Annotated in this window: 21 protein-coding genes; 8 read left to right on the forward strand and 13 right to left on the reverse strand. The window is 56.7% G+C overall.

The genetic code is table 11. The annotated features are described in order from the left end of the window. Positions 1-56 precede the first annotated feature (56 nt). Together cphA (B472_RS15805) and cphA (B472_RS15810) are read left to right on the forward strand one after the other, a co-directional pair. A complete protein-coding gene (gene cphA / locus B472_RS15805) occupies positions 57-2,228 on the forward strand; it encodes a cyanophycin synthetase (protein ID WP_019428394.1) in 2,172 nt (723 codons plus the stop codon). A gap of 34 nt (positions 2,229-2,262) precedes the next feature. Beyond that, positions 2,263-4,833: a cyanophycin synthetase gene (cphA, locus tag B472_RS15810; protein ID WP_019428395.1), complete on the forward strand. Its 2,571-nt coding sequence runs from the start codon at positions 2,263-2,265 to the stop codon at positions 4,831-4,833. On the opposite strand, the gene B472_RS15815 is transcribed toward cphA (B472_RS15810), so the two are convergent. The 5 genes from B472_RS15815 to B472_RS15835 all read right to left on the reverse strand — a co-directional run bounded on the left by B472_RS15815 (position 4,817) and on the right by B472_RS15835 (position 10,543). Next, a complete protein-coding gene (locus B472_RS15815; RefSeq protein WP_019428396.1) occupies positions 4,817-5,959 on the reverse strand; it encodes an acyltransferase in 1,143 nt (380 codons plus the stop codon). The two genes, cphA (B472_RS15810) and B472_RS15815, sit on opposite strands and share 17 nt — an antisense overlap. Before the next feature lie 17 nt (positions 5,960-5,976). Then, positions 5,977-6,930, reverse strand: a complete 954-nt coding sequence (locus B472_RS15820; protein WP_019428397.1) for a nitronate monooxygenase family protein — start codon at positions 6,928-6,930, stop codon at positions 5,977-5,979. A gap of 33 nt (positions 6,931-6,963) precedes the next feature. After that, entirely contained in the window at positions 6,964-8,754 is a 1,791-nt protein-coding gene (locus B472_RS15825) for an acyl-CoA dehydrogenase (protein WP_019428398.1), read from the reverse strand. Between the two features lie 88 nt (positions 8,755-8,842). Next, positions 8,843-9,775, reverse strand: a complete 933-nt coding sequence (locus B472_RS15830; protein ID WP_019428399.1) for an electron transfer flavoprotein subunit alpha/FixB family protein — start codon at positions 9,773-9,775, stop codon at positions 8,843-8,845. A gap of 12 nt (positions 9,776-9,787) precedes the next feature. Then, positions 9,788-10,543: an electron transfer flavoprotein subunit beta/FixA family protein gene (locus B472_RS15835; protein ID WP_019428400.1), complete on the reverse strand. Its 756-nt coding sequence runs from the start codon at positions 10,541-10,543 to the stop codon at positions 9,788-9,790. 293 nt (positions 10,544-10,836) lie between these two features. Here B472_RS15835 and B472_RS15840 point away from each other — a divergent pair, with 293 nt between their 5' ends. From B472_RS15840 to B472_RS15850, 3 genes are all read left to right on the forward strand, one after another. Beyond that, positions 10,837-11,859 (forward strand): TRAP transporter substrate-binding protein, encoded by a 1,023-nt coding sequence (locus B472_RS15840; RefSeq protein ID WP_019428401.1) that lies wholly within the window; start codon positions 10,837-10,839, stop codon positions 11,857-11,859. An 83-nt stretch (positions 11,860-11,942) separates the two neighbouring features. Continuing rightward, on the forward strand, positions 11,943-12,437 hold the full coding sequence (locus B472_RS15845; protein WP_019428402.1) for a TRAP transporter small permease: 495 nt from the start codon (positions 11,943-11,945) through the stop codon (positions 12,435-12,437). Next, a complete protein-coding gene (locus tag B472_RS15850; RefSeq protein ID WP_019428403.1) occupies positions 12,434-13,726 on the forward strand; it encodes a TRAP transporter large permease in 1,293 nt (430 codons plus the stop codon). Before B472_RS15845 ends, B472_RS15850 begins: the two co-directional genes overlap by 4 nt. Here the strand turns inward: B472_RS15850 and B472_RS15855 are convergent. Genes B472_RS15855 through B472_RS15865 form a run of 3 tightly spaced genes read right to left on the reverse strand, consistent with a single transcriptional unit; the run spans position 13,695 to position 16,787 of the window. After that, complete coding sequence (locus tag B472_RS15855; RefSeq protein WP_019428404.1) at positions 13,695-14,987, reverse strand: mechanosensitive ion channel family protein; 1,293 nt, start codon at positions 14,985-14,987, stop codon at positions 13,695-13,697. The genes B472_RS15850 and B472_RS15855 overlap by 32 nt on opposite strands. Next, positions 14,975-15,775, reverse strand: coding sequence for an enoyl-CoA hydratase (locus B472_RS15860; RefSeq protein ID WP_019428405.1), 801 nt, complete (start codon positions 15,773-15,775; stop codon positions 14,975-14,977). Before B472_RS15860 ends, B472_RS15855 begins: the two co-directional genes overlap by 13 nt. A gap of 58 nt (positions 15,776-15,833) precedes the next feature. After that, complete coding sequence (locus B472_RS15865) at positions 15,834-16,787, reverse strand: histone deacetylase family protein (protein ID WP_019428406.1); 954 nt, start codon at positions 16,785-16,787, stop codon at positions 15,834-15,836. 470 nt (positions 16,788-17,257) lie between these two features. On the opposite strand from B472_RS15865, the gene mltB reads away from it, so the two are divergent. Together mltB and B472_RS15875 are read left to right on the forward strand one after the other, a co-directional pair. Beyond that, entirely contained in the window at positions 17,258-18,193 is a 936-nt protein-coding gene (gene mltB / locus B472_RS15870) for a lytic murein transglycosylase B (RefSeq protein ID WP_019428408.1), read from the forward strand. A 12-nt stretch (positions 18,194-18,205) separates the two neighbouring features. After that, complete coding sequence (locus tag B472_RS15875; RefSeq protein ID WP_019428409.1) at positions 18,206-18,427, forward strand: TIGR02450 family Trp-rich protein; 222 nt, start codon at positions 18,206-18,208, stop codon at positions 18,425-18,427. 107 nt (positions 18,428-18,534) lie between these two features. Here B472_RS15875 and B472_RS15880 read toward each other — a convergent pair whose 3' ends face one another. From B472_RS15880 to B472_RS15895, 4 genes are all read right to left on the reverse strand, one after another. Continuing rightward, entirely contained in the window at positions 18,535-18,864 is a 330-nt protein-coding gene (locus B472_RS15880) for a GYD domain-containing protein (RefSeq protein WP_081505005.1), read from the reverse strand. A 15-nt stretch (positions 18,865-18,879) separates the two neighbouring features. Beyond that, positions 18,880-19,191: an NIPSNAP family protein gene (locus B472_RS15885; protein WP_133176117.1), complete on the reverse strand. Its 312-nt coding sequence runs from the start codon at positions 19,189-19,191 to the stop codon at positions 18,880-18,882. 200 nt (positions 19,192-19,391) lie between these two features. Further along, positions 19,392-20,276, reverse strand: coding sequence for a dienelactone hydrolase family protein (locus tag B472_RS15890; protein ID WP_019428412.1), 885 nt, complete (start codon positions 20,274-20,276; stop codon positions 19,392-19,394). A gap of 140 nt (positions 20,277-20,416) precedes the next feature. Further along, positions 20,417-21,388 (reverse strand): tripartite tricarboxylate transporter substrate binding protein, encoded by a 972-nt coding sequence (locus B472_RS15895; RefSeq protein WP_019428413.1) that lies wholly within the window; start codon positions 21,386-21,388, stop codon positions 20,417-20,419. A gap of 104 nt (positions 21,389-21,492) precedes the next feature. Between B472_RS15895 and B472_RS15900 the strand changes: the two genes are divergently transcribed. Beyond that, a complete protein-coding gene (locus tag B472_RS15900; RefSeq protein WP_019428414.1) occupies positions 21,493-22,038 on the forward strand; it encodes a carboxymuconolactone decarboxylase family protein in 546 nt (181 codons plus the stop codon). 218 nt (positions 22,039-22,256) lie between these two features. Here B472_RS15900 and B472_RS15905 read toward each other — a convergent pair. After that, positions 22,257-22,552, reverse strand: a 296-nt coding sequence (locus tag B472_RS15905; protein ID WP_019428415.1) for a YqhA family protein, incomplete at its 5' end; no start/stop codon positions are given.

Genomic DNA, 22,552 nt, shown 5'->3' on the forward strand with positions numbered 1-22,552 from the left:
CAACTGAAGGCCAATGCCACAATTGGCGATTGATTGTATCGCCGCACCCTTTCCACATGAGTCCTAAAAACATCGAATTTCTGCGCTTGACCTATTTGCGCGGACCCAACATCTGGACCTACCGCTCGGTGATGGAAGCCCTGATCGACATCGGGGAGCTGGAAGACTACCCCTCCAACCTGTTGCCCGGCTTCAATGAACGCCTCAAGGCTTGGTTGCCATTGATGATCGAACACCACTGCACCCCGGGTGTTCGGGGTGGGTTTTTTCAGCGTCTGGACACCGGCACCTGGGCCGGCCACATCCTGGAGCACGTCAGCCTCGAATTGCAAACCCTGGCCGGCATGCCCATGGCTTTTGGCAAAGCCCGAGAAGCCGGTCCGCGTGGCGTTTACAAAGTGGTGATCCGCACAGACAACGAAACCGTGGGAAGAAGATCACTCGAACTTTCTCGCGAACTGATCCTGGCTGCCATCCACGACACGCCATTTGATGTGCCTGCCGCCGTTGCCCAGCTGGCCTTGACGGTCGATACCTTGCACGTGGGCCCCAGCACTTACAGCATCGTTGAGGCGGCCTACGCCCGTCGCGTGCCTTTCATCCGGCTGAATGTGGGCAACTTGGTTCAGCTTGGCCATGGCGTCAAGCAGCGCCGCATCTGGACAGCCGAGACCGACCGCACCAGCGCGATCGGCGAAGGCATCTCCAGAGACAAAGACCTGACCAAAAAACTTTTGGCCATGTGCGGCGTTCCCATCCCCGAAGGCCAAGTGGTGGACAGTCCTGCCGCCGCCTGGATCGCGGCACAAGAGATCGGTTTGCCCGTTTGCGTCAAACCCAGCAACGGCAACCGCGCCCGCGGGGTGTCACTGGACCTGAGCACCCAAAACGAGATCGAGACCGCCTACGACATCGCCTTGGCCCAGGGCCGTGATGTCATCGTCGAGCGCTATGTGCGTGGCTCAGAGCATCGCTTGCTGGTGGTGGGTGACCGCATGATTGCCGCTTGCCGTGGTGAGGGTGCCAGCGTCACAGGCGATGGCCAACACACTGTGCGCGAACTGGTAGAGCTCCAAATCAATTCAGACCCCCGCCGCGGCAGCGTGGGCAACTTGCCCCTCGAATTGGTGGTCTTGGCAGACAACAGCCCAGAAGTCCTGGAATTGGCTCGCCAAGGCTTGACCATCGACAGCGTGCCCGCTCTGGGGCAATCGGTGTTGGTCAAACGGACCGGCAATATGACCACCGACATCACCGATGTGGTGCACCCCGATGTGGCGGCGCAGGCCGTTTTGGCCGCACGTGTGGTGGGCTTGGACATTGCGGGCGTCGATGTGGTGACCCCTGACATTTGCCAACCCTTAGGCACCCAAGGCGTGGTGGTGGAAGTCAATGCTGGCCCCAGCTTGTTGATGCACTTGAACCCTGCCGAAGGCCAACCCCGCTTGGTCGGTCAAGCGATTGCCGATCACCTCGTGCCCCCCAGTGAGACGGGCCGTATTCCTGTGGTTGGCTTGATGGGCGATGGTGACACCACCAAGAGCGCCAAACTGATCGCCTGGCTCTTGCATTTGCAAGGCTTGTTCACCGGTCTGGCCTGCGCTGAGGGTTTGTTTGCCAACCAACGCTGCCTTTTCAAAGGCAATGCCATGGACTTTGAGCAGGCCGAGCGCTTGCTCATCAACCGCTCGGTGGAAGCGGCCGTTTTTGAAAGCGACGCACGACATCTGCTCACCCAAGGTTTGGCTTATGACCGTTGCCAAGTCGGCATCGTCACGCAAATGCCCAAAGCAGCGCCTTTGGAAGACTTGTACCCCGGGCCTGACGAAAAAATGCCCAGCTACATCCGCACACAAATTGACTTGGTCTTGCCCAGTGGTTATGCCGTCTTGAATGCCGCGGATGAAGCGGTGGCCGATCTCGCCCAGTTTTGTGATGGCGGTGTGATCTTTTTTGCGCCCGATGAAAGCAACGAGCGCTTGATGGCTCACCACCAAGAAGGCGGACGCGTGGGCTTTTGGCGCGATGGTCAGTTGATCCTGGCCGAAGGCACTCATGAGCAATCGGTTTTGTCCCTACAGCGGCCCGGTGTGTCGCGCTTGCTCAAAAACAATTTGCTCAGCACCCACGACATGCTTGTGGCCGCTTGTGCGGCATGGGCCATGGGCATGGACGCAGACTTGATCCGCGCCGGAGTCAAAAGTTACGGCCAAACCCCTTCCGTCTGAATCGGCTCGACAAAAACAACAGGAACCCCTCTTCATGGAAGTGTCCCGAATTCGCGCTTTGCGCGGCCCCAACTTGTGGAGCCGCCACACGGCCATCGAAGCCATCGTCACCTGCACGGCAGACGAACAAGGTCTCAGTCCACAACACCCCACCGAGCAACATCTGCGCCGAATTTTCCCGGAAGTGGGTCCCTTTGACGCCATCCGGCCCGGGATTGCTGTCAGCTTGGCCCATGCACTGGAAAAGGTCACCCTGGGCTTGCAAATCCAAGCGGGTTGCCCTGTCTCATTCAGCCGCACCACGCCAACCGAAGAGCCGGGCGTGTACCAAGTGGTGGTCGAGTATTCTGAAGAAACCGTAGGCCGCAAAGCCCTCGAACTGGCCGAAAAACTCTGCAAGGCCGCCATTTCGGGCATGGGCTTTGACCTCGAAGCCTCGATTGCCCATTTGCATGAGCTGGACGAAGACGTCCGCTTAGGCCCCTCGACCGCGGCCATTGTGGATGCCGCCTTGGCACGGGGCATCCCGGTCAGGCGCCTGACCGATGGCAGCATGGTGCAATTTGGCTGGGGAGCCAAACAGCGCCGCATCCAAGCGGCCGAAGTCGATACCACCAGCGCGATTGCGGAATCCATCGCCCAAGACAAGGCCCTGACCAAGAGCCTGCTTCATGCGGCGGGTGTACCCGTGCCTTTGGGCAAACCGGCCAGCACGCTGGAACAAGCTTGGCAGATCGCCCAAGACGTCGGTTTGCCCGTGGTGGTGAAACCCCAAGACGGCAACCAAGGCAAAGGGGTCTCGGTCAACATTTCAGACCGCGACGCCTTTGACAAAGCCTATGCCACGGCCCTGCGCTACGGCGTGGTGATGGTCGAGAAATTTTTGCCGGGACATGACTACCGCCTGTTGGTGGTGGGCAACAAACTGGTGGCGGCATCCCGGCGGGAACCCCCATTGGTGGTCGGCGATGGCAAACACACCGTACGCCAACTGGTCGACCTGGTCAATGCCGACCCCAGACGCGGCGATGGCCATGCCACCTCCTTGACGAAGATTCGCTTCGATGACATCGCCATCAGTCGCTTGCATGAACAAGACCTGCAACCCGAATCGATACCGGTCAAAGGTCGACGGGTTTTGCTGCGCAACAACGCCAACCTCTCTACGGGTGGCACGGCCACCGATGTGACCGACGACGTCCACCCCGAAGTGGCCAGCCGGGCGATCGAGGCAGCGCAGATGGTGGGCCTCGACATTTGCGGCGTGGACGTCGTGTGCGAATCCATCCAACGCCCCCTTGAAGAGCAAAACGGCGGCATCGTCGAAGTGAACGCAGCGCCAGGCCTGCGCATGCACATCAGCCCCTCTTATGGCAAAGGACGGGACGTTGGCAAAGCGGTGATTGAACACATGTACGCCTCAGGTGACCACGGGCGTGTGCCAGTGATCGCCGTGACGGGTACCAACGGCAAGACGACGACAGTTCGCTTGATCGCCCACCTGATGCGCAGTCAAGGCCTGCGCGTGGGCATGACCAACACCGACGGCGTTTACGTCAATGGCCGGCAAACCGACTCGGGTGACTGCAGTGGCCCCCGCAGCGCTCGCAATGTGCTCATGCACCCCGAAATGGACGTGGCCGTTTTTGAAACCGCACGCGGAGGCTTGCTGCGCGAAGGTCTGGCCTTTGACCGCTGCCAAGTGGCGGTGGTCACCAACCTCGGCACGGGTGACCATTTGGGCCTGAACTACATCACCACCCTGGAAGACCTGACCGTGGTCAAGCGGGTAATCGTGCTCAACGTCGAGCCCAGCGGCATGGCCGTGCTCAATGCCAATGACCCTGCAGTTGCCGCCATGGGCCGGCATTGCCCGGGTGATGTGACCTTTTTTGGTTTGGACGCCAACCAACCTGTTCTGGCCACACACCGCGCTCAGGGCAAGCGCGTGGTGTACATCGACAAAGGCGACATCGTGGCCCAAAAAGGCCCGCAAATTTTCCGCATTCCACTGAGTCAGGTGCCTTTGACGCGGCAAGGTCAGATTGGTTTTCAAACTGAAAACGTGTTGGCGGCAGTGGGTGCCGCATGGGCTGTTGACATGCCCTGGGCCATCATTGCGGAAGGTTTGTCGAGCTTTGTCAGCGACATCCAGGGCGTCCCTGGGCGCTTCAATGTTTTTGACTACCAGGGTGCCACCCTGATTGCCGATTACGGCCATAACCCCGATGCCATCCAAGCCTTGGTGCAAGCGGTCGAGAACATGCCAGCCCACAAACGCATGGTGGTCATCAGTGGCGCTGGCGACCGACGTGACCAAGACATCCGGGACCAAACCCAGATTTTGGGCAAAGCCTTTGATGAAGTGTTGCTCTACCAAGATGCCTGTCAACGGGGCCGTGAAGACGGCGAAGTCCTCGGTCTGTTGCGCGAGGGTTTGCAAGGTGCTGCCCGAACCACCCACATTCAGGACATTCAGGGTGAGTTCAATGCGATCGACGTCGCTTTGTCCCGCTTGTCACCGGGTGACCTGTGCTTGATCTTGATCGATCAAGTCGAAGAAGCCCTCGCTTACATCACGGCCAAAGTCAAAGCGAGCCACTGATCAGCATGGCCAACAAGCTGCTGGCGATGTACACCTCAGCCCAGACCCACCAGCGGCGCCCAGTGGCCGCTGGTTTTTCGACCTTCTCGTAAAGCCAAGCCCCTGCCAACAAGGACAGCATCAGCGAGGCCGTCATGCCCAAGGCGTTGACCCACAGGTCGGCGGGCCAGACGTGGGTGACCACCGCATTGACCACCAGACTGACCGCAAAGTGCACCACAAAGACGCTGTAGGACACACGCGACAACCAGCCCACCACTTGCCGTCCCAAGCCTCCAATCTGGCCTGTGCCTGTCATCCAGACTTTGGGCGCCCCAGCCAGACCAATGGCCACACCCAAAGCAGTGGCCACGCGCCAGCGGGGCTCAAGCCACCAAGCCACAGCGCCCATTAACAGCATGCCCGCCACTCCGATCGCTTGAGATTGGGCATTGCGCACGGCATGCGCCAGCCAGCCAAGGCCATAAGCACCTAAAAAGTACAGATTCAGGTCGTCCAATTCGGCATGGCGGTTCCACCACCACAAAGACGCTGCTGCAAGCACAAACCACAAAACGCCCAACCATGCTTTCAGCGACCACTGGGGCCAGATTGCCTGGGCGCGCTGCGCCACAAGCATCAGCAACAAGGCCGAAACATACAGCTGCAAGTCAACCGCGACATACCAAACCCCAGCAGACAAACCGTCCATGTCCGACAGATGCTGCAAGAAAAAAACATGGGCCAAAGTCTGCCAAAACTCTGGGGGGGGAGACAAAGAATCATGGTCAAAGAAGGGGCGCAACAGTTCAGTGACCAACACCGTCAAGCTGAGCGCTGCGAGCAAGGGAATGGCCAACCGAAGGTAACGCTTGCGCACCAAGCCCCAAATTTGTTGCCCCGCCAAAGGCCCCAGCTTGGCCAAGCTGTTGGCCGTGAGGTACCCCCCGCAAACCAAGAAAACCTGAACGGCCAAACGCCCATGCTCGTTCAACCAAGCCACCCAAAGTGGCCAAGCTTGGGCCACCACATCGGCCATCGGCCCATAAAAGGCCAGATGGTGCAGGACGATGAACAGGCACCCCAGCCCTTTGAAGACCTCCAGCAAGCCCGCACGCTCGGTGGCAGAAGGGCTTGGGTGTTTCATGGCGGCCCGCTGGGCTTTCAGATTGCCAAACGCTGGCGAGCAGCTTGGTATTGGGCCTTGAGCTGGGCCACCAGTTCGGCCGTGCTTTGCACCGCATGGATCGCGCCAATGCCCTGGCCGCAACCCCAAATGTCTTTCCAGGCTTTTTTGGCATCGCCGCCAAAGTTCATCTTGCTGGGATCAGACTCGGGCAGGTTCTCAGGGTCCAGGCCCGCCGCGCGGATGGACGGCGCCAGGTAGTTGCCGTGCACGCCCGTGAACAGATTGCTCAAGACGATGTCATCAGAGTCGCAGTCCACAATGGCTTGCTTGTAATCGTCTGTGGCTCGCGCCTCTAGGGTCGCGATGAAGGCCGAACCAATGTAGGCAAAGTCTGCGCCCATGGCCTGCGCCGCCAAAATCGCGTCGCCCGTGGCGATGGAGCCCGACAAGGCCACCGGTCCATCGAACCACTGGCGGATCTCTTGGATCAAGGCAAACGGGCTCTTCACGCCCGCATGGCCTCCTGCTCCAGCAGCCACCGCAATCAGCCCATCCGCGCCCTTTTCAATCGCCTTGTGCGCGTGTTTGTTGTTGATGATGTCGTGCAGCACCACGCCACCATAACTGTGGGCGGCCTCGTTGATTTCTTCGCGTGCGCCGAGCGAGGTGATGATGATCGGCACCTTGTATTTCACGCACATGGCCATGTCGTGCTCGAGGCGGTCGTTGCTCTTGTGCACGATCTGGTTGATGGCGAAAGGGGCTGCAGGCTTGTCGGGGTTGGCGGCGTTGTACGCGGCCAGGGTCTCGGTGATCTCGATCAACCACTCTTCAAGTTGCGCAGCAGGACGCGCATTCAAAGCAGGCATCGAGCCCACAATGCCGGCCTTGCACTGCTCAATCACCAACTTGGGGTTGCTGATGATGAACAAGGGCGATGCGATGGCGGGAAATGGCAGGTTGCTTAAAACGGGGGGCAGCTTGGACATGTTGTCTCCTTGAATTTTTGGTTGAAAACGTCTTCAGAACGCTTCGAGCGCCATCGCGGTCACACTGCCTGCGCCCTCCACGATGCTGTCTCGCATGCCGGGCGCTTTGCTCAACATGTGGTCAGCGTAAAAACGAGCCGTGGTGATCTTGGCCGCCATGAAGGCCGCATCTTGCGCCTGCGCCTCAGGTGTCAGCGCCACCAGCAAGGCACGGCCCATTTGCCAGCCGGCCATCAAGTTGCCCGCCAGCATCAGGTAAGGCACGCTGCCGGCAAAGACGTCATTGGGGTGAGCCTTGGTGTTGCCAGCCACGAACTCGACCACGTCCACAAAGGCTTCACGAGCGGCTTTGAGTCGCTTGGCCACGGCCTGCGCATCAGCGTTGCCCGATGCCGCGAGTTCGGCTTCGGTCTGTGCCACTTGCGCGGCCAAGGCCTTGGCGGTTTGACCGCCGTCACGGGCGGTTTTGCGGCCCACCAAGTCGTTGGCCTGGATGGCGGTGGTGCCTTCGTAAATGGTCAAAATTTTGGCATCGCGGTAATACTGCGCCGCGCCGGTTTCTTCGATGAAGCCCATGCCGCCGTGCACCTGCACGCCCAGGCTGGTGACTTCCAGGCTCATCTCGGTGCTGTAGCCCTTGACCAGCGGCACCATGAATTCGTAAAACGCCAGGTTTTGTTTGCGCACTTCGGCATCGGGATGGTGGTGCGAGGCGTCGTAAGCGGCAGCGGCGGTGGCGGCCATGGCGCGGCAACCTTCGGTGTAAGCGCGCATGGTCATCAACATGCGGCGCACATCGGGGTGGTGAATGATGGGGCCGGCTGCGGGCAAGCTGCCGTCCACCGGGCGGCTTTGCACGCGGTCGCGGGCGTACTGCACAGCACGCTGATACGAACGCTCGGCGATGGCGATGCCTTGCACACCCACCGCATAACGGGCGGCGTTCATCATGATGAACATGTACTCGAGGCCACGGTTTTCTTGGCCGACCAGATAACCCACGCCGCCGCCGTTGTCGCCGAACTGCAGCACGGCGGTGGGGCTGGCCTTGATGCCCATCTTGTGCTCGATGCTCACGCAGTGCACGTCGTTGCGCTCACCCAATGAACCATCCGCTTTCACGAGAACCTTGGGCACCACAAACAGGCTGATGCCTTTGACACCTTCGGGTGCGCCCACCACGCGGGCCAGCACCAGGTGCACGATGTTCTCAGCCATGTCGTGCTCACCGTAGGTGATGTAAATCTTGGTGCCAAAGATTTTGTAAGTGCCATCGGGCTGAGGCTCAGCGCGGGTGCGCACGGCGGCCAAGTCTGAACCGGCTTGCGGCTCGGTCAGGTTCATGGTGCCGGTCCACTGGCCGGAGATCAACTTTTCCAAGTAGGTGGCCTTGAGTTCGTCGGAACCTGCGGTCAGCAAAGCTTCAATCGCGCCATCGGTGAGCAAGGGGCACAACGCAAAAGCCATGTTGGCCGAGTTGAGCATTTCACCGCAAGCTGCACCAATGGTCTTGGGCAAACCCTGACCGCCAAAGTCTGCCGGATGCTGCAGGCCTTGCCAGCCGCCTTCGGCATATTGCTGATACGCCTCTTTGAAGCCGGGCGTGGTGGTGACGCCGTTGCCGTTGTGGAAGGACGGGTTCTTGTCACCCTCCCAGTTCAGGGGTGAGATCACATCTTGGTTGAGCTTGGCGCACTCCTCGAGCACAGCCTGGGCGGTTTCCAAACCGGCGTCTTCAAAGCCGGGAATCTGCGCGATCTGGTCGATGCGGGCCAGATGCTCGATGTTGAACAGCATGTCTTTCAAGGGGGCGATGTAGCTCATGTCTTGTTTCCGTTAGGGTTCTGAGGAAATAGGGGGTCGGGTACAAAAAAGACCTCTCTTGGAGGTCTTTTTCGCAATCGTCAAATCATCACAGCGACTGAGTCAACTCGGGCACAGCGGCAAACAAATCGGCTTCGAGGCCAAAGTCGGCCACGCTGAAGATCGGAGCCTCAGGGTCTTTGTTGATCGCCACAATCACCTTGGAATCTTTCATGCCCGCCAAGTGCTGGATCGCACCCGAGATGCCGCAAGCGACATACAACTGAGGCGCCACAATCTTGCCGGTCTGGCCCACTTGCAGGTCATTCGCAGCGTAACCGGCATCGACCGCCGCGCGGCTGGCACCAATGGCGGCGCCCAGCTTGTCGGCCAGCGGAGTCATCACTTCATTGAACTTCTCCGAGCTGCCCAAAGCGCGGCCACCGGAGACGATGATCTTGGCGGCGGTCAGCTCAGGACGGTCGTTCTTGGCGATCTCGCTGCGCGTGAAGCTGCTCTTGCCGCTGTCGGCTTGGGCTGCGGCGCTTTCGACAGCCGCGCTGCCACCGGTCGCCGCCGCAGCGTCAAAGCCGGTGGTGCGCACGGTGATGACTTTGGTGGCATCCAGGCTTTGCACCGTGGCCATGGCGTTGCCCGCGTAAATGGGGCGCTCGAAGGTGTCGGCAGAGAACACTTGCGTGACATCGCTGATTTGACCCACATCCAGTTTGGCGGCCACGCGGGGCGCGACGTTTTTGCCTGCAGCGGTGGCGGGGAACAGGATGTGGCTGTAGTGGGCAGCCATCGCCAGCACTTGGGCGGCGACGTTTTCGGCCAGGCCATGGGCCAGCGCGTCGCTGTCGGCGTGGATCACTTTGGACACACCGGCAATTTGCGCTGCTGCGGCAGCAGCACCAGCGGCGTTGTGGCCTGCCACCAGCACATGCACATCACCGCCGCAAGCAGCAGCAGCGGTGACGGTGTTCAAGGTTGCGCCTTTGATGGAGGCGTTGTCGTGTTCTGCAATAACAAGGGAAGTCATGTTGTTCAGTCCTTAGATCACTTTGGCCACGTTTTTCAATTTATCCACCAGTGTGGCGACATCGGGTACCTTGATGCCGGCGCTGCGCTTGGCAGGCTCGGCCACTTTGAGGGTCTTGATGCGGGGGGTGATATCAACACCCAAATCTTCGGGCTTGAAAATGTCCAACTGCTTTTTCTTGGCCTTCATGATGTTGGGCAAGGTCACGTAACGCGGCTCATTGAGGCGAAGGTCGGTGGTCACCACCGCAGGCAAACTGACCGACAAAACTTCCAGGCCACCATCGATCTCGCGGGTGACTTGGGCTTTGCCGTCCACGATCTCGACCTTGGATGCGAAGGTGGCTTGGGGCAAATCGGCCAACGCCGCCAGCATCTGGCCCGTCTGATTGCAGTCGTCGTCAATGGCTTGTTTGCCCAGAATGATCAAACCAGGTTGTTCTTTGTCCACCAAGGCCTTGAGCAGTTTGGCCACAGCCAAAGGCTGCAAATCCAGATCGGCTGGGGTCTCGACCAAAATGCCGCGGTCAGCACCGATGGCCATGGCCGTGCGCAGCGTTTCCTGGCACTGGGTCACACCGCAAGACACGGCGATGACTTCGGTGGCGAACCCTTTTTCTTTCAGGCGCACCGCTTCTTCAACCGCGATCTCGTCAAAGGGGTTCATGCTCATCTTCACGTTGGCAATGTCCACACCCGATCCGTCGGATTTGACGCGCACCTTGACGTTGTAGTCCACCACCCGCTTGACTGGAACCAGAATTTTCATGAAATCAACTCCATTGAAAGATCAAAACCTATGGCATCGAAGCTGACGCCTTGAAAGAAACGATTAACGTTGACGTAAACGTCAATTGTGCCTTAAAACCAGTTTTCAAGCTGCTCATTATCAACAAAAAAGCACGGTCGTTCGGATTTTAAACGCTGCAGAAAAGGAGATTTTCAGCAGCACCCCCGGGAATTCACCGACCAATCGGTCGGTAACTCAGGGTTAACATGGGTTTTATTCTGATCTTCTTGGGATTAGATTATGTTTTGTAACCAATTCAATGGAGCTCTCTGATGAAAAAAACCCTGATTTCCTTGGCAGCTGTGGCCCTGACCAGCTTGACAGGCATGGCACAAGCGCAAACCGTTTTGACCGTTTCGAGCTGGGTGCCTCCTACACATGGCCTCTCTGTGGCCCAAAAAGAGTGGTGTGACGCCCTGACGGCCAGAACATCGAACCGTGTCCGCTGCAACATCCTGCCCCGTGCAGTGACCCCACCAGTAGGCACCTATGACGCCATTCGCAACGGTTTGGCTGACGTTTCTTTCACCGTCCACGGCTACACCCCCGGCCGATTTGTCTTGACCCAGATGGTGGAATTCCCATTCATGGGTGACCGCGCAGAGCCTTTGTCCGTGGCTTTTAACCGCGTGGCCAGCAAGTACCCCGAATTTGCAGCCGAACACCAAGGCGTCAAGGTCTTGGGTTACTTCACACATGGCCCAGGCATTGTGTTCAACACAAAAAGACCGATCACCCGTGTGGAAGACCTGGCGGGCATGAAATTCCGCGTTGGTGGCGGTATGGTCAATGAGATCGCCAAAAACCTCGACATGAACGTGACCCTCAAGCCAGCACCCGAGTCATATGAACTCTTGTCCACTGGCGTGATGGACGGCACATTGTTCCCTGCAGAATCCACCGACTCCTTCAAGATCGACAAAGTCATCAAGCACGCCACCACCTTTCCCGGCGGCCTCTACAACACCAGCTTCGTGTTCATGATGAACCCGGCCAAGTACAACAGCTTGTCGGCTGAGGACAAAAAAGCCGTCGACGAGTTGTCGGGCGACGCGGTAGCCAGCCGTTTTGGCAAATCATGGGACCGCGTGGATGACATTGCCTTGGGCAATATGCAGAAAAACGGCGTCAAGCTCATCAAAGCAGATGCCGCCTTCATCAGTGGCGTGACCATCCGAGTGAGCAAGCTCGAGCGTGATTGGGCACAAGCTGCCAAGGCCAAAGGCGTGAAGGACCCTTCGCGCATGTTGGCCGAGTTCCGTGCTGAAGTCGCTAAACTGCAAAATCAGAAATAAGATGCAGACCCTTCAGCCAAGCGCTGAAGGGGTCTCTCCACAACGGTACCTGCCTCGCTGCAGGTACCGTTTTTTGCATGGGAATGACAGTGAAAAAAATCTTTGAAGCCGTGTGCGGCACGCTTGCGGGTCTGGCCTTGCTGGGCATCATGGTGCTCACATTTTTTGACGTGAGCGGTCGCAAGATTTGGTCCCACTCCATTCCCGGCTCTTTGGAGCTGACCGAACTGCTCATGGTGGTCGTCATCTTTGGTGCTTTGCCTTTGGTCTCTCTGAAAGGCGAACACGTGGTGTTTGATTCTCTGGATACGCTGTTGCCACGCTGGCTGCAAAAAATCCAACAAAGCCTGATCCACCTGACCTGCGCCACACTGTTGTTTGGCTTGGCTTACCTGATGTGGAAAACAGGTGCCGACATCGCGACCACAGGCGAAACCACGGCCCAGCTCAAAATTGCCAAAGCCCCGTTCATTCAGGGCATGGGGGTGTTGTGCGGCCTGACTGGCCTGGTGCATTTGGCGAAAGCTTTTTGGCCATCTATTTCCGCTGACGAGTCATCGGAAGGAGGCACCCTGTGACCGAAGCCTTGCTTGGATTTTTGGCCATCTTTGTATTGGCCCTGCTGCGCATGCCCCTGGCTTTTTCCATGGGCTTGGTGGGCATTGTGGGGATTGGCCTGACCCGCGGCTGGATGCCCGCCATGGCCAGTGCTGCCCAGGTGGTGCACGAAACCGGCTTTGCCTACACCTTGTCGGTCATTCCGTTGTTCATTTTGATGGGCAACTTTGTGGCGCGCGCTGGCTTGGCCCACGAGCTCTTTCATGCGGCCTACACCTTCATTGGCCACCGCAAAGGCGGCTTGGCGCACGCCACCATCGCAGCCTGCGCAGGTTTTGGCGCCATTTGCGGTTCGTCGATTGCCACAGCAGCCACCATGAGCAAGGTGGCTTACCCGTCCATGAAGAAAATGGGCTACAGCGATGCCATGTCGACCGGCGTGATCGCGGCCGGCGGCACGCTGGGCATCATGATCCCGCCCTCCACCATCCTGGTCATCTACGGCATCATCACCGAGACCCACATTGGGAAGCTGTTTGCCGCAGGCGTTTTGCCAGGAATCATGACGGCACTGTTGATGATGCTGGCCGTGGTGCTCATGACCTGGCATGACCCCGATCACGCGCCTGCCGGTGACAAGTTCAGTTGGACTGAACGGTTCAAGGCCGTGCGAGGCATTTGGGGCGTCTTGCTTTTGGTGGTGCTGGTTTTGGGCGGTATTTATGGCGGCTTTTTTACCGCCACAGAAGGTGCTGGCATGGGTGCCATGGGCGCATTTTTGTTCGCCTTGGCACGCAAAGCCTTGAGCTGGAAGGTCCTGCTGCAAGTGCTGATCGAATCGGCTCGAACCACAGCCATGCTGTTCACCTTGCTGATCGCTGCCACCATTTTTGCCAACTTCGTCAACTACACCAGCCTGCCGTTTGAGCTCAAGGACTGGATCACGGGCTTGGGCCTGTCGCCCATCATGATCGTGGCCGCCATGATGTTCATCTACGTGCTGCTGGGTACCGTGATGGAAGAACTCACCATGGTCTTGCTGACCATCCCCCTGTTTTTCCCCATCGTCGTGCAACTGGGGTTTGACCCGGTCTGGTTTGGCGTGCTGATCGTGATGGTGATTCAGATCGGATTGATTTCGCCCCCGGTGGGCATGAACCTGTTCGTGCTCAACACCTTGCTGCCACACGTGGGCCTGTCCAACATCTTCAAAGGCGTCTGGCCCATGGTGCTGGTTTTGATCATCGCCCTGGGCATCTTACTGGCCTTCCCGGCCATCAGTCTGTGGCTGCCGTCGATGATGGACTGACCATGTGCATGACACGCTGCGGGTACGGGATCTGAATCTTGTGCGCACGCAGCGCGGCCAAAATCAACATGTTGATGGTCGAGCGCAGGGCCAATTGGCCGTTTTCCGGGTCGCCGATCCAGTAGCTCACGGTGAACTCCAGACCATCCGCGCCAAATTGGCTCAAAAAGGCATTCGGGGCGGGGTCTTTGAGCACACGCTCTTGGCTCTCGCAAGCCTCGATCAAGAGCCGACGAACCAAGTCCACATCGCTGTCGTATGCGACCGAAACAAGGGTCGTCTGGGACAGCTTGGGGTCCATCAGGGTGAAGTTTTCAACCCGGTTGATGATCAAAAACTCGTTGGGCACGATCGACTCTCGGCCATTCAAGGCCCGAATCACGGTGTAACGCGCCTTGATGTCGACAATGCGGCCCTCAAAACCATCCACCAACACCATGTCACCGATGCGCATGCTGCGCTCGGCCAAGATCACGAAACCACTGACGTAGTTGGAGGCCAGCTTTTGCAAGCCAAAACCAATACCCACACCGACCGCGCCGCCCAGCACCGACAGTGCTGTGAGGTCAATGCCCACCGACGACAGGGCCAGCAACAAGCCCACAAACAACAACAACGCTCGCACCGTGTTGCTGATCACCTTGCGCAATGACAAATCGCTGCCTGTGGCCGATTTGAGCAAACGCGCTTCGATGGCTGCCGACACCCACAGGGCCACGATCAACACCGCGCCCGCCGTGAGTGCGCCTTCAATGAGTGTGCGAACCGACAAGACGCTGCCACCGACTTTCCAGCTGATCTGGTCCAACTCATGCAGCACCAAGGGCAGCACCCCGGTCACCCACAACACCACCGTACCCCAAGCCAACCAAGAAATCGTGCGCTCCAACACCCGCACAAAAGGTGCCTGGGCAAAAGCCACTTGCAAAACTTTCACGCCCAATCGGATCACCGCCAAAGAAATACACACCGGCAGCAAGATGGCGAACAAGGGCGCTGGTTGTTGCTGTGTCAGCACGGTACGCGCCACAAAGGTCAAACCCAAAAGCAGCACGGGAAACAGCACCCCATCGACCAGTTTTCGGCCCAACAAAATGGCCAACTCCTGCCCACTGAAGACCCGGCGCACGCCCCAGGTCATGAGCCAAGCCAAGACCAAACACCCGGTAAACGCACCCAGCGCCCACAAAGACTCTGGACGGTAAATGGCCTCTGCCCAAGCCATGGGATGAACCACCGCCATGTTGCTCATGCCCGCCATGTGGGTGGCCTTTTGTCAATGAACGCCTGAACGCCCTCTTGCGCCACGTCGTGCACCATGTTGCAGGCCATGGTTTGGCCCGCCAATTGGTAAGCCGCTTCAATGCCCATCTCGCGCTGCTGGTAAAACAAAGCCTTGCCCACCCGAACCGCCTCGCGGGGTTTGGACAAAATGGCATGGACCAACTCGTCCACCTGTGCATCCAATTGATCTGCAGAACAAACGCGGTTGACCAAGCCACGGGCCTGGGCCTCAAGAGCGCTGATGAAGCCACCGGTCAACAACATTTCCATCGCTTGCTTGGCGTGCATGTTGCGCACCAACGGCACGCTGGGCGTGGCGCAAAACAAGCCCACATCGATGCCATTCACACCAAATGTGGCACTGTCTACCGACACCGCCAAATCGCATTGCGCCACCAACTGACAACCAGCCGCTGTGGCCAAGCCTTGTACCCGAGCGATCACCGGCACCGGCAGCTTTTGAATGGCCATCATCATCCGACTGCATTGGGCAAAGAGTTGCTGGTAGTAAGCCAGCTCAGGCTGGGCGCGCATTTCTTTCAGGTTGTGCCCGGCACAAAAAGCCTTGCCCGCAGCCCCCAAAACCACCACCCGCGCCTGCTCGTCTTGCGCGATCGCATCCAGCGCTTGCTGCAGGGCGGACAGCATGGCTTCACTCAAGGTGTTGAAGCTCGAGGGGCTGTTCAAGGTCAGCCGGTGCACGCCCCGCGCATCGCGCTCGTGCAGCAGCAAATCTGGGGTTTGGGGTGAGGTCAATTCGGTCATGGTTCTGATTGTGCCGAAACTCGGCGACCGACACCCGAATTCACCAACGAAGTCGACTTCAAATGTCCGCCAAAACCCGCAAATGGGCCTCGACACTGCGCCCCAAGGCGCTCAGGTTGTAGCCGCCTTCCAGACAACTGACGATACGGCCTTGGGCATGTCGCAGCGCCACATCCTTGATGCGCTGGGTGATCCAGGCGTAATCTTGCTCCACCAAGCCCATTTGACCCATGTCGTCTTCGCGGTGCGCATCAAAGCCTGCGCTGATAAAAATCAACTCGGGCTTGTGGGCCTCTAGGCGCGGCAGCCACATCATGTCGACCAACTCGCGGATGTCCATGCCTTTGGTGTAAGCCGGTACCGGCAGATTGACCAAGTTGGCTGCGCTTGAGGTCGATCCGCCTTCGGGGTAGAACGGATGTTGAAAAAAACTCACCATCAAGATGCGGTCATCACCTGCCACGATGTCTTCGGTGCCGTTGCCGTGGTGCACGTCAAAGTCAACGATCGCCACGCGCTTCAAACCATGGCGCTCTAGCGCGTACTTGGCCGCAATCGCCACGTTGTTGAAAAAACAAAAACCCATGGCCTTATCACGGCAGGCGTGGTGTCCGGGTGGTCGGACTGCGCAAAAGGCGTTTTCAAGTTCGCCCGCCAACACAGCGTCGGTGGCGTCGATGGCCGCACCTGCCGACACCAAGGCGGCAGCCCAAGTGTGTGCATTGATCATCGTGTCCGGATCCAAGCTGGTGTGGGTGGGCCCGCCAGCGGCCATGTCCTCGCGCAACATGTCGCCCAAACCACGCAAAGCCGCCACATGCATGCGCCCATGAGCCAACTCGATATCGGCCAGTGCTGCAGGGCTGGCCTCGCGCCTTTGCAAGGCCATGTCCACACCACTGATCAACAGCCTGTCCTCGATCGCCCCCAAGCGTTCCGGGCACTCTGGGTGGCCCGCGCCCATCTCGTGCTTCCAGCAAGCTGGGTGGGTGAAATAACCGGTCGCGCCCATGGTCTCGTCTTCCTGAGTGGCCCCAGCCTAGAGGCTGATGATTGTGTTGGAGGGTCTTGTTTTGACGAGATCCAGCTTATCACGCACTTCAATGGCAACTCCGGTTCAGAGTGTTGCGGCTCGGCGTTTAAACTGGTCACCCCATGCACCCACCTTTCTTCACCATATCGCCAAATCTCGCCTCAAAACACTGGATTTTTTGGGCTGTTTCTCTGCTTTTGACCGCGTTCTGCCCCAACACCACATGGTCCCAAACTGAGACCTCAACCCCGCCCAAGGCCACCCAGCCCAACCGTCCCAAAGCCCTCGCACGCCCGCCCGCAAAACCGACCAGCAACGCTGCAAAAAGCAGTGCAAAACTGTCCAAAGCTAAAAAGACTGCTCAGAAATCGTCTGGACAAAAATCAAATGCGGCCAAGGCCGCCCTACCTGCCGCGAGTGCCCTGTTGTTCAGTGAGTCAAGTGCGGCCATGGATTGGTCAACCGCAGCTGCAGAACGCCTGCAACTCGACCCCCAATGGGTCAAGAAACAGGTAGGCCAAGCCCGTCGACTGCCATCGGTAGAGCGCTTGGTTTTACCCCCCAGCAGCCCTGCTGCTAAAAACTGGGCGGCTTACCGCGCCAGGTTCATTGAGCCGCAACGCATCCAAGCGGGACTGCGTTTTTGGCAAACCCACCGCAGCGACCTGGAACGTGCAGAGCAAGAATACGGCGTGGCCGCGTCGGTGGTGGTGGCCATCATTGGTGTGGAAACCTTTTACGGCCAGTACACGGGCAACTTTCGGGTCATCGACGCCTTGGCCACTTTGGCTTTTCACTTTCCGGCTTCTCACCCGCGAGCCGCCGCCAGAGAAAGTTTTTTCAAAGGCGAGTTAGAGCAATTTTTGGCACTGACCTCGCGCAGCGGTGCTGACCCCATGAGCATTCGGGGCAGCTTTGCCGGCGCCATGGGCTTGCCGCAATTCATGCCCTCCAGCTGGGCTCGGCACGCGGTCGACTTTGACGGCAATGGGCGCATTGACCTGTTCAACAGCCCCGCGGACGCCATCGGCTCGGTGGCCAACTACTTCAAAGCTTTTGACTGGCGGCCCGGCATGCCCACGCACTACCCCGTCACCCTCACCCCGGGTCAAACCGACATGGACAGCTTGATGGCCCCGGACATCTTGCCCACTTTCAGCGTGGCCAACTTTGTCAGCAAAGGCGCCAGCTTATCGGGCGCCGCACTGCAACACACAGGGCCATTGGCCTTGATCGAACTTCGCAACGGTACAGATGCCCCCAGCTACGTGGCAGGCACAGAAAACTTCTACGCCATCACCCGCTACAACTGGAGCAGCTACTACGCCATGGCGGTGATTGATCTGGCCGAAGCGGTGTCGCGTGAAATGCAAAACAGTCGCTGAAGTTTTCGATCTATGAATCCGCTGAACCCCAAAAAACTGTTGCTAACGAAGTGGACTGCGGTCAAGCCCGTGGCCAAGCAAAAGCACTTTTTGGTCAGCCGGGTGATTCAGCCCGAACTGCCCACTGACCCGATTGAACAGGTGGAAATCGAAGCGGTGTTTTCCAAGGCTGTCCAGGTGATTGCTTGGCGTGACCTGCAGAACGAAGCGGTTTGGCGGCAGGGTTGGGTTTGAAGCTCTTGAGGTTCATGGCGACTGTGCTGTGCGCCTGGGTTGGCTGGCAAGTGTCGTTTGTCACGACAACTTGCCATGGCTCAGTTGGTTTCAAGGCACAAAGCAATTTATTTATTGGGCGCTTTGTACTTGGCAGCTTTTGCGCCAGCGCTGGTCATGGCCGCTTTCATGGCTTTGGTTGAAATCAATTCTTCCACCTGAATTTCAGCGAAGGCACCGGTTGACATGGTGATCATTTGTGCCTCGGTGATTTGCTCCGCTGTTCCTTCAATCAAACAAACGATGCTGCCATTGGAAATTGAAAACAATACTTCATGTGTTTTGAAACCCATAGATTTGAATAGCGCTTTTGCAGCCTCTCCTCTATCGCTTGGCGCTGCCAGCATTCCCTGAAAAGCCGTGGGTGTGTAGCGTGAACGAACCAGATACAAAGCCATGATTTGACTCCTCAATTAAATGGGTAATTGGCGTGCCAAGTTACTGCGAACCCAGCTGCTCAACCCGCTGGCCGTCGCACGAACAGACCACGCTTGAAATTCGGGGTCACTGTACACAGCGTCAACGCATTTACCGTAGGCCTCGTAGCTTTCATAACGGGTGGCAAAAACCATGTTGCCAATCTCTCCTGTGGAAACCGTCCAAACAGAAACATCGGCTCCGTGCTTGCGCCATAGGGCAGCACTTTCAGCAACGATGGCCATAAATTTGGCCATATCTGCCCCAGGGTTTGGTTTGAAAACGGCTTGCGAAATGATTTGAGACACTTTCAACTCCTTGAGTAAATGAAGTGCACTTCAACGCAAAGTGCAGTTTCGAATTTGACGCTGACGAGTTGAAAATTGAAATAGGCTCGGCACATTGACTTATTGGTGTTTACCCATATGACCCAACAGAAAATGAGATCGAAGTTGGAATCCGTACTTGTTGGTCCAGACGCCTAAAAACAAACGAAAAATGAGTTTCGTTATGGTTTGGTCAAAAAAGACATGACTGCCTGCTTTCCTTGTTCAACTGTTGCAGGACTCGAAATTGTGCGATTTGTGCAACTGGTCCTGCCCGTACAACCTCCTCGAACTGGAAAGCTGTAATCTTTGCCGTGATCCCAACCATGTGTGGCATTTGGAAAAACTTCGACCTTTGTCATGGCGGACTGAAGCGGATTAAGTATGCTTTTAGCAAATTTTGGACAGGCCTCAGCGTCCAAACTGTCATAACTGTCTTGTCCAGCGGCCAAAATCAACAATGGAATTTCGGCAAATTGCTGAAGAAAAGAATTGGGTAAACCTTTAAAAATAGGAATGTCTTTGGTATTGCCTTTTGATGCCTCAGACATCATCCAACAGACGGGGTACAACGCAACCAATTTGTTAAAACGCAACGCTCCAGCTTGATAGTGTTCGTAAAACCAAGAGCTCGTCGCATTCATCGTCAAAAAGGCCCCCAGCGACATGCCCATAGCCGAAACCTTTTTGCTATCGACGCCCGAAACTTGTGCCAAGTATTTCAACCCACCCATCACCTGACCGTGCATTGCCATAGGATCTGGACGATTGAAGCTGCGAACATCTTGAAACATGATCAGTTCCAAGGTTGCAAATCCATGGTTGGAAAACATCTCAGCATATTGCTGAGTGGTGTTTGCACCATAACCACCACCGTGATGAAGAATGAGAATTGCCTGTCCATTCGCCACATTTGTCGGTGATCGAAAGACCGCCTCAACTTGCTCAACGGGCTGACCTGGACCTGTGGTGTAGTCCACTTTTATTTTTGTCTGTGCCAAACTTATTGCAGAAGACGTCAGAAAATAAAACACCAAGCAAAATGGAAAAAAATCCTTCATTTTCATTTCAATCTCCAAAGCACTGACGACCTCTATTTTTTCTGATTCACCGGCTGGTCAAGATGCGCATTCCTTGGCGAGAACCTCAGGATGACAGCGTTTGGCGTCTGGTCTGGGCTGGGTTTGAATCAAAAAATCACACCCGCTCAATCCAACAGTGGGATGCCTGCTTTTTTGATCACATCGGCCAATTCACTTCGCTGAACTCTTGACGATTGAGCCATATCCTGACCGAACAAAGGCGTAGGCGGCATGCCACTGCGTTCAAAATATTCTTTCATATCTGCATCATTCATGGCCGGCCTCAGTATGGCGATCATCCTGTCAACGATTGCAGAAGGTGTTCCCGCCGGAACGTAAACACCCAGCCAATTGGTAAATCGCATCGTAGGCATACCCAACTCGGCAGTGGTAGGCACATCGGGCAAGACGGACAGTCTTTCAGGGCCCATGACAGCCAGCCCTTTGACTTTGCCGTTCTTGATTTGAGGGGATGAGTTATTGGGTGAATCGAACATGGCCTTGACTTGTCCCCCTAACAAATCAGTCATTGACTGTGCTGCCGTTTTATAGGGAATGTGCTGCAACTTGACACCCGCAATACTGGCAAAAACTTCACCGGCCAAATGCAATGCAGTCCCATTGCCAGAAGATCCATAGGTCACAACATCAGGATTGGCTCGGGCATATTCAATGAACTCACGAAGTGTTTTCACCGGAACAGAAGGATGAACAACCACCACAGAGGCTGAACCTCCCGTGGACATGATGGGAATAAAGTCTTTCTCTGGATCGTACGGTAAGGTTTTACGGACAACTGGCTGGACAATTTGAGTGGAGGCGGATGTGATCAATAAAGTGTAGCCATCGGGCACAGCTTTTGCGACCGTTGTGACGGCAATCGTGCCCCCTGCACCCGCTTTGGCCTCAACGATGACCGTCTGTTTGAGGCCGGCCTGCAACTTGGAGGCGATCAATCGGGCAAAGGCGTCGGTGGGGCCACCAGGAAATGGATTGACGATGCGAATCGTTTTGTTGGGGAAATCTTGTGCACGCGCAATGGGCACACCCATGGTTAAAAAGGTCAAGGCCAGCAAAAGAATTTGACGTCGAATCATGCGCACTCCATTATTTTTCAGTGACTGCTGTGCTTGACTTGTATGTCGAGCTTGGAAGATGATGAACCCAAGCTAAATTTTTGTCCAGCTTTAAAGGTATCTGTATGGCAAGACTTCCCTATCTCGATGTGACCGATTTGGCACCTGAACACAAGCACCTATTAAAACGGAATATCAACTTATTGAGATTGATGAGTCACAGCCCCAAAGGGGCCACTGCTTTTCACGGCATGGGGCATTACATCCGCTTTGACAGCCCACTGGACACCCGCCTGCGTGAAATGGCTATTTTGCAAATTGGCTATTTGACACGTTCGGTTTATGAGTACACACACCACATCAAAATAAGCAGAGATTTTGGCGTCAGCGACGAAGATATTCGTGCCATCGCTGCAGAGACAGCAGGACGTCCGAGCTCGTTGGACCCTCTCACAGGTCACGTCTTACGTGCAGCTCGAGAGATGACCACTGGCTTGACCACAACTGACGAGACTTTTGCCGCGTTAAGTTCGCATTTAGACAAAGAGTGCCTGACAGACTTGGTTCTTATTATTTCTTTTTACAATGCTGTCGTTAGATTTCTTGCAACGATGCAAATCGACAACGAACCAGAATACCAAGCCTTGCTGGCTGAATTTCCATTTGAATAAAAATTCAACTTGGGTAGAGATCAATGTCACGCACATTTTTTAAAACCTGAACACTCGTTCGGTATTCGACCCATTCCATTGAAAGAGTCAACATCGAAACGGTGTTTTCCAAGACCGGTCAGGAGATTGCCTGGCGTGATTTGCAAGACGACAGCGTTTGGCGGCAGGGCGGGGTATGTGAGGTCCTCAGTCGGCAGTTCTGGCTCAGCAAGCGCGGCTCAATGCTCGGCATTGGCGCTGTGCTTGAGCGCATGGGTTCGTTCCGAAATATTGTCCATGTAGGCAAAGAGCAAACCAGTGATGACAAGGCACACATGAATGCCGACTTTCCATGCAATGGCTTGATCGGCCTCTGACCAGATTGCGGGGGTGTCACCGCCGGTCTTAAGGAGGATGCTGAGGTTCACAAAGCTCTTGAGCAACTCTATCGCCGAGATGGCCACGATGGAGGCGATCACTTTGATCTTCAAGCTCGCAAAATCAACCTGCCCCATCCATTCTGGCCGGTCCTCAT

The organism is Limnohabitans sp. Rim28 (assembly GCF_000293865.2).
Taxonomy (GTDB): Bacteria; Pseudomonadota; Gammaproteobacteria; order Burkholderiales; family Burkholderiaceae_C; genus Limnohabitans_A.

Bases quoted from the DNA above. Each gene is read 5' to 3' on its own strand.
- cphA (WP_019428394.1), top strand. From the start codon at position 57: ATGAGTCCTAAAAACATCGAATTTCTGCGCTTGACCTATTTGCGCGGA.
- cphA (WP_019428395.1), top strand. From the start codon at position 2,263: ATGGAAGTGTCCCGAATTCGCGCTTTGCGCGGCCCCAACTTGTGGAGC.
- B472_RS15815 (WP_019428396.1), bottom strand. From the start codon at position 5,959: ATGAAACACCCAAGCCCTTCTGCCACCGAGCGTGCGGGCTTGCTGGAG.
- B472_RS15820 (WP_019428397.1), bottom strand. From the start codon at position 6,930: ATGTCCAAGCTGCCCCCCGTTTTAAGCAACCTGCCATTTCCCGCCATC.
- B472_RS15825 (WP_019428398.1), bottom strand. From the start codon at position 8,754: ATGAGCTACATCGCCCCCTTGAAAGACATGCTGTTCAACATCGAGCAT.
- B472_RS15830 (WP_019428399.1), bottom strand. From the start codon at position 9,775: ATGACTTCCCTTGTTATTGCAGAACACGACAACGCCTCCATCAAAGGC.
- B472_RS15835 (WP_019428400.1), bottom strand. From the start codon at position 10,543: ATGAAAATTCTGGTTCCAGTCAAGCGGGTGGTGGACTACAACGTCAAG.
- B472_RS15840 (WP_019428401.1), top strand. From the start codon at position 10,837: ATGAAAAAAACCCTGATTTCCTTGGCAGCTGTGGCCCTGACCAGCTTG.
- B472_RS15845 (WP_019428402.1), top strand. From the start codon at position 11,943: ATGACAGTGAAAAAAATCTTTGAAGCCGTGTGCGGCACGCTTGCGGGT.
- B472_RS15855 (WP_019428404.1), bottom strand. From the start codon at position 14,987: ATGGCGGGCATGAGCAACATGGCGGTGGTTCATCCCATGGCTTGGGCA.
- B472_RS15860 (WP_019428405.1), bottom strand. From the start codon at position 15,775: ATGACCGAATTGACCTCACCCCAAACCCCAGATTTGCTGCTGCACGAG.
- B472_RS15865 (WP_019428406.1), bottom strand. From the start codon at position 16,787: ATGGGCGCGACCGGTTATTTCACCCACCCAGCTTGCTGGAAGCACGAG.
- mltB (WP_019428408.1), top strand. From the start codon at position 17,258: ATGGATTGGTCAACCGCAGCTGCAGAACGCCTGCAACTCGACCCCCAA.
- B472_RS15875 (WP_019428409.1), top strand. From the start codon at position 18,206: ATGAATCCGCTGAACCCCAAAAAACTGTTGCTAACGAAGTGGACTGCG.
- B472_RS15880 (WP_081505005.1), bottom strand. From the start codon at position 18,864: ATGGCTTTGTATCTGGTTCGTTCACGCTACACACCCACGGCTTTTCAG.
- B472_RS15890 (WP_019428412.1), bottom strand. From the start codon at position 20,276: ATGAAAATGAAGGATTTTTTTCCATTTTGCTTGGTGTTTTATTTTCTG.
- B472_RS15895 (WP_019428413.1), bottom strand. From the start codon at position 21,388: ATGATTCGACGTCAAATTCTTTTGCTGGCCTTGACCTTTTTAACCATG.
- B472_RS15900 (WP_019428414.1), top strand. From the start codon at position 21,493: ATGGCAAGACTTCCCTATCTCGATGTGACCGATTTGGCACCTGAACAC.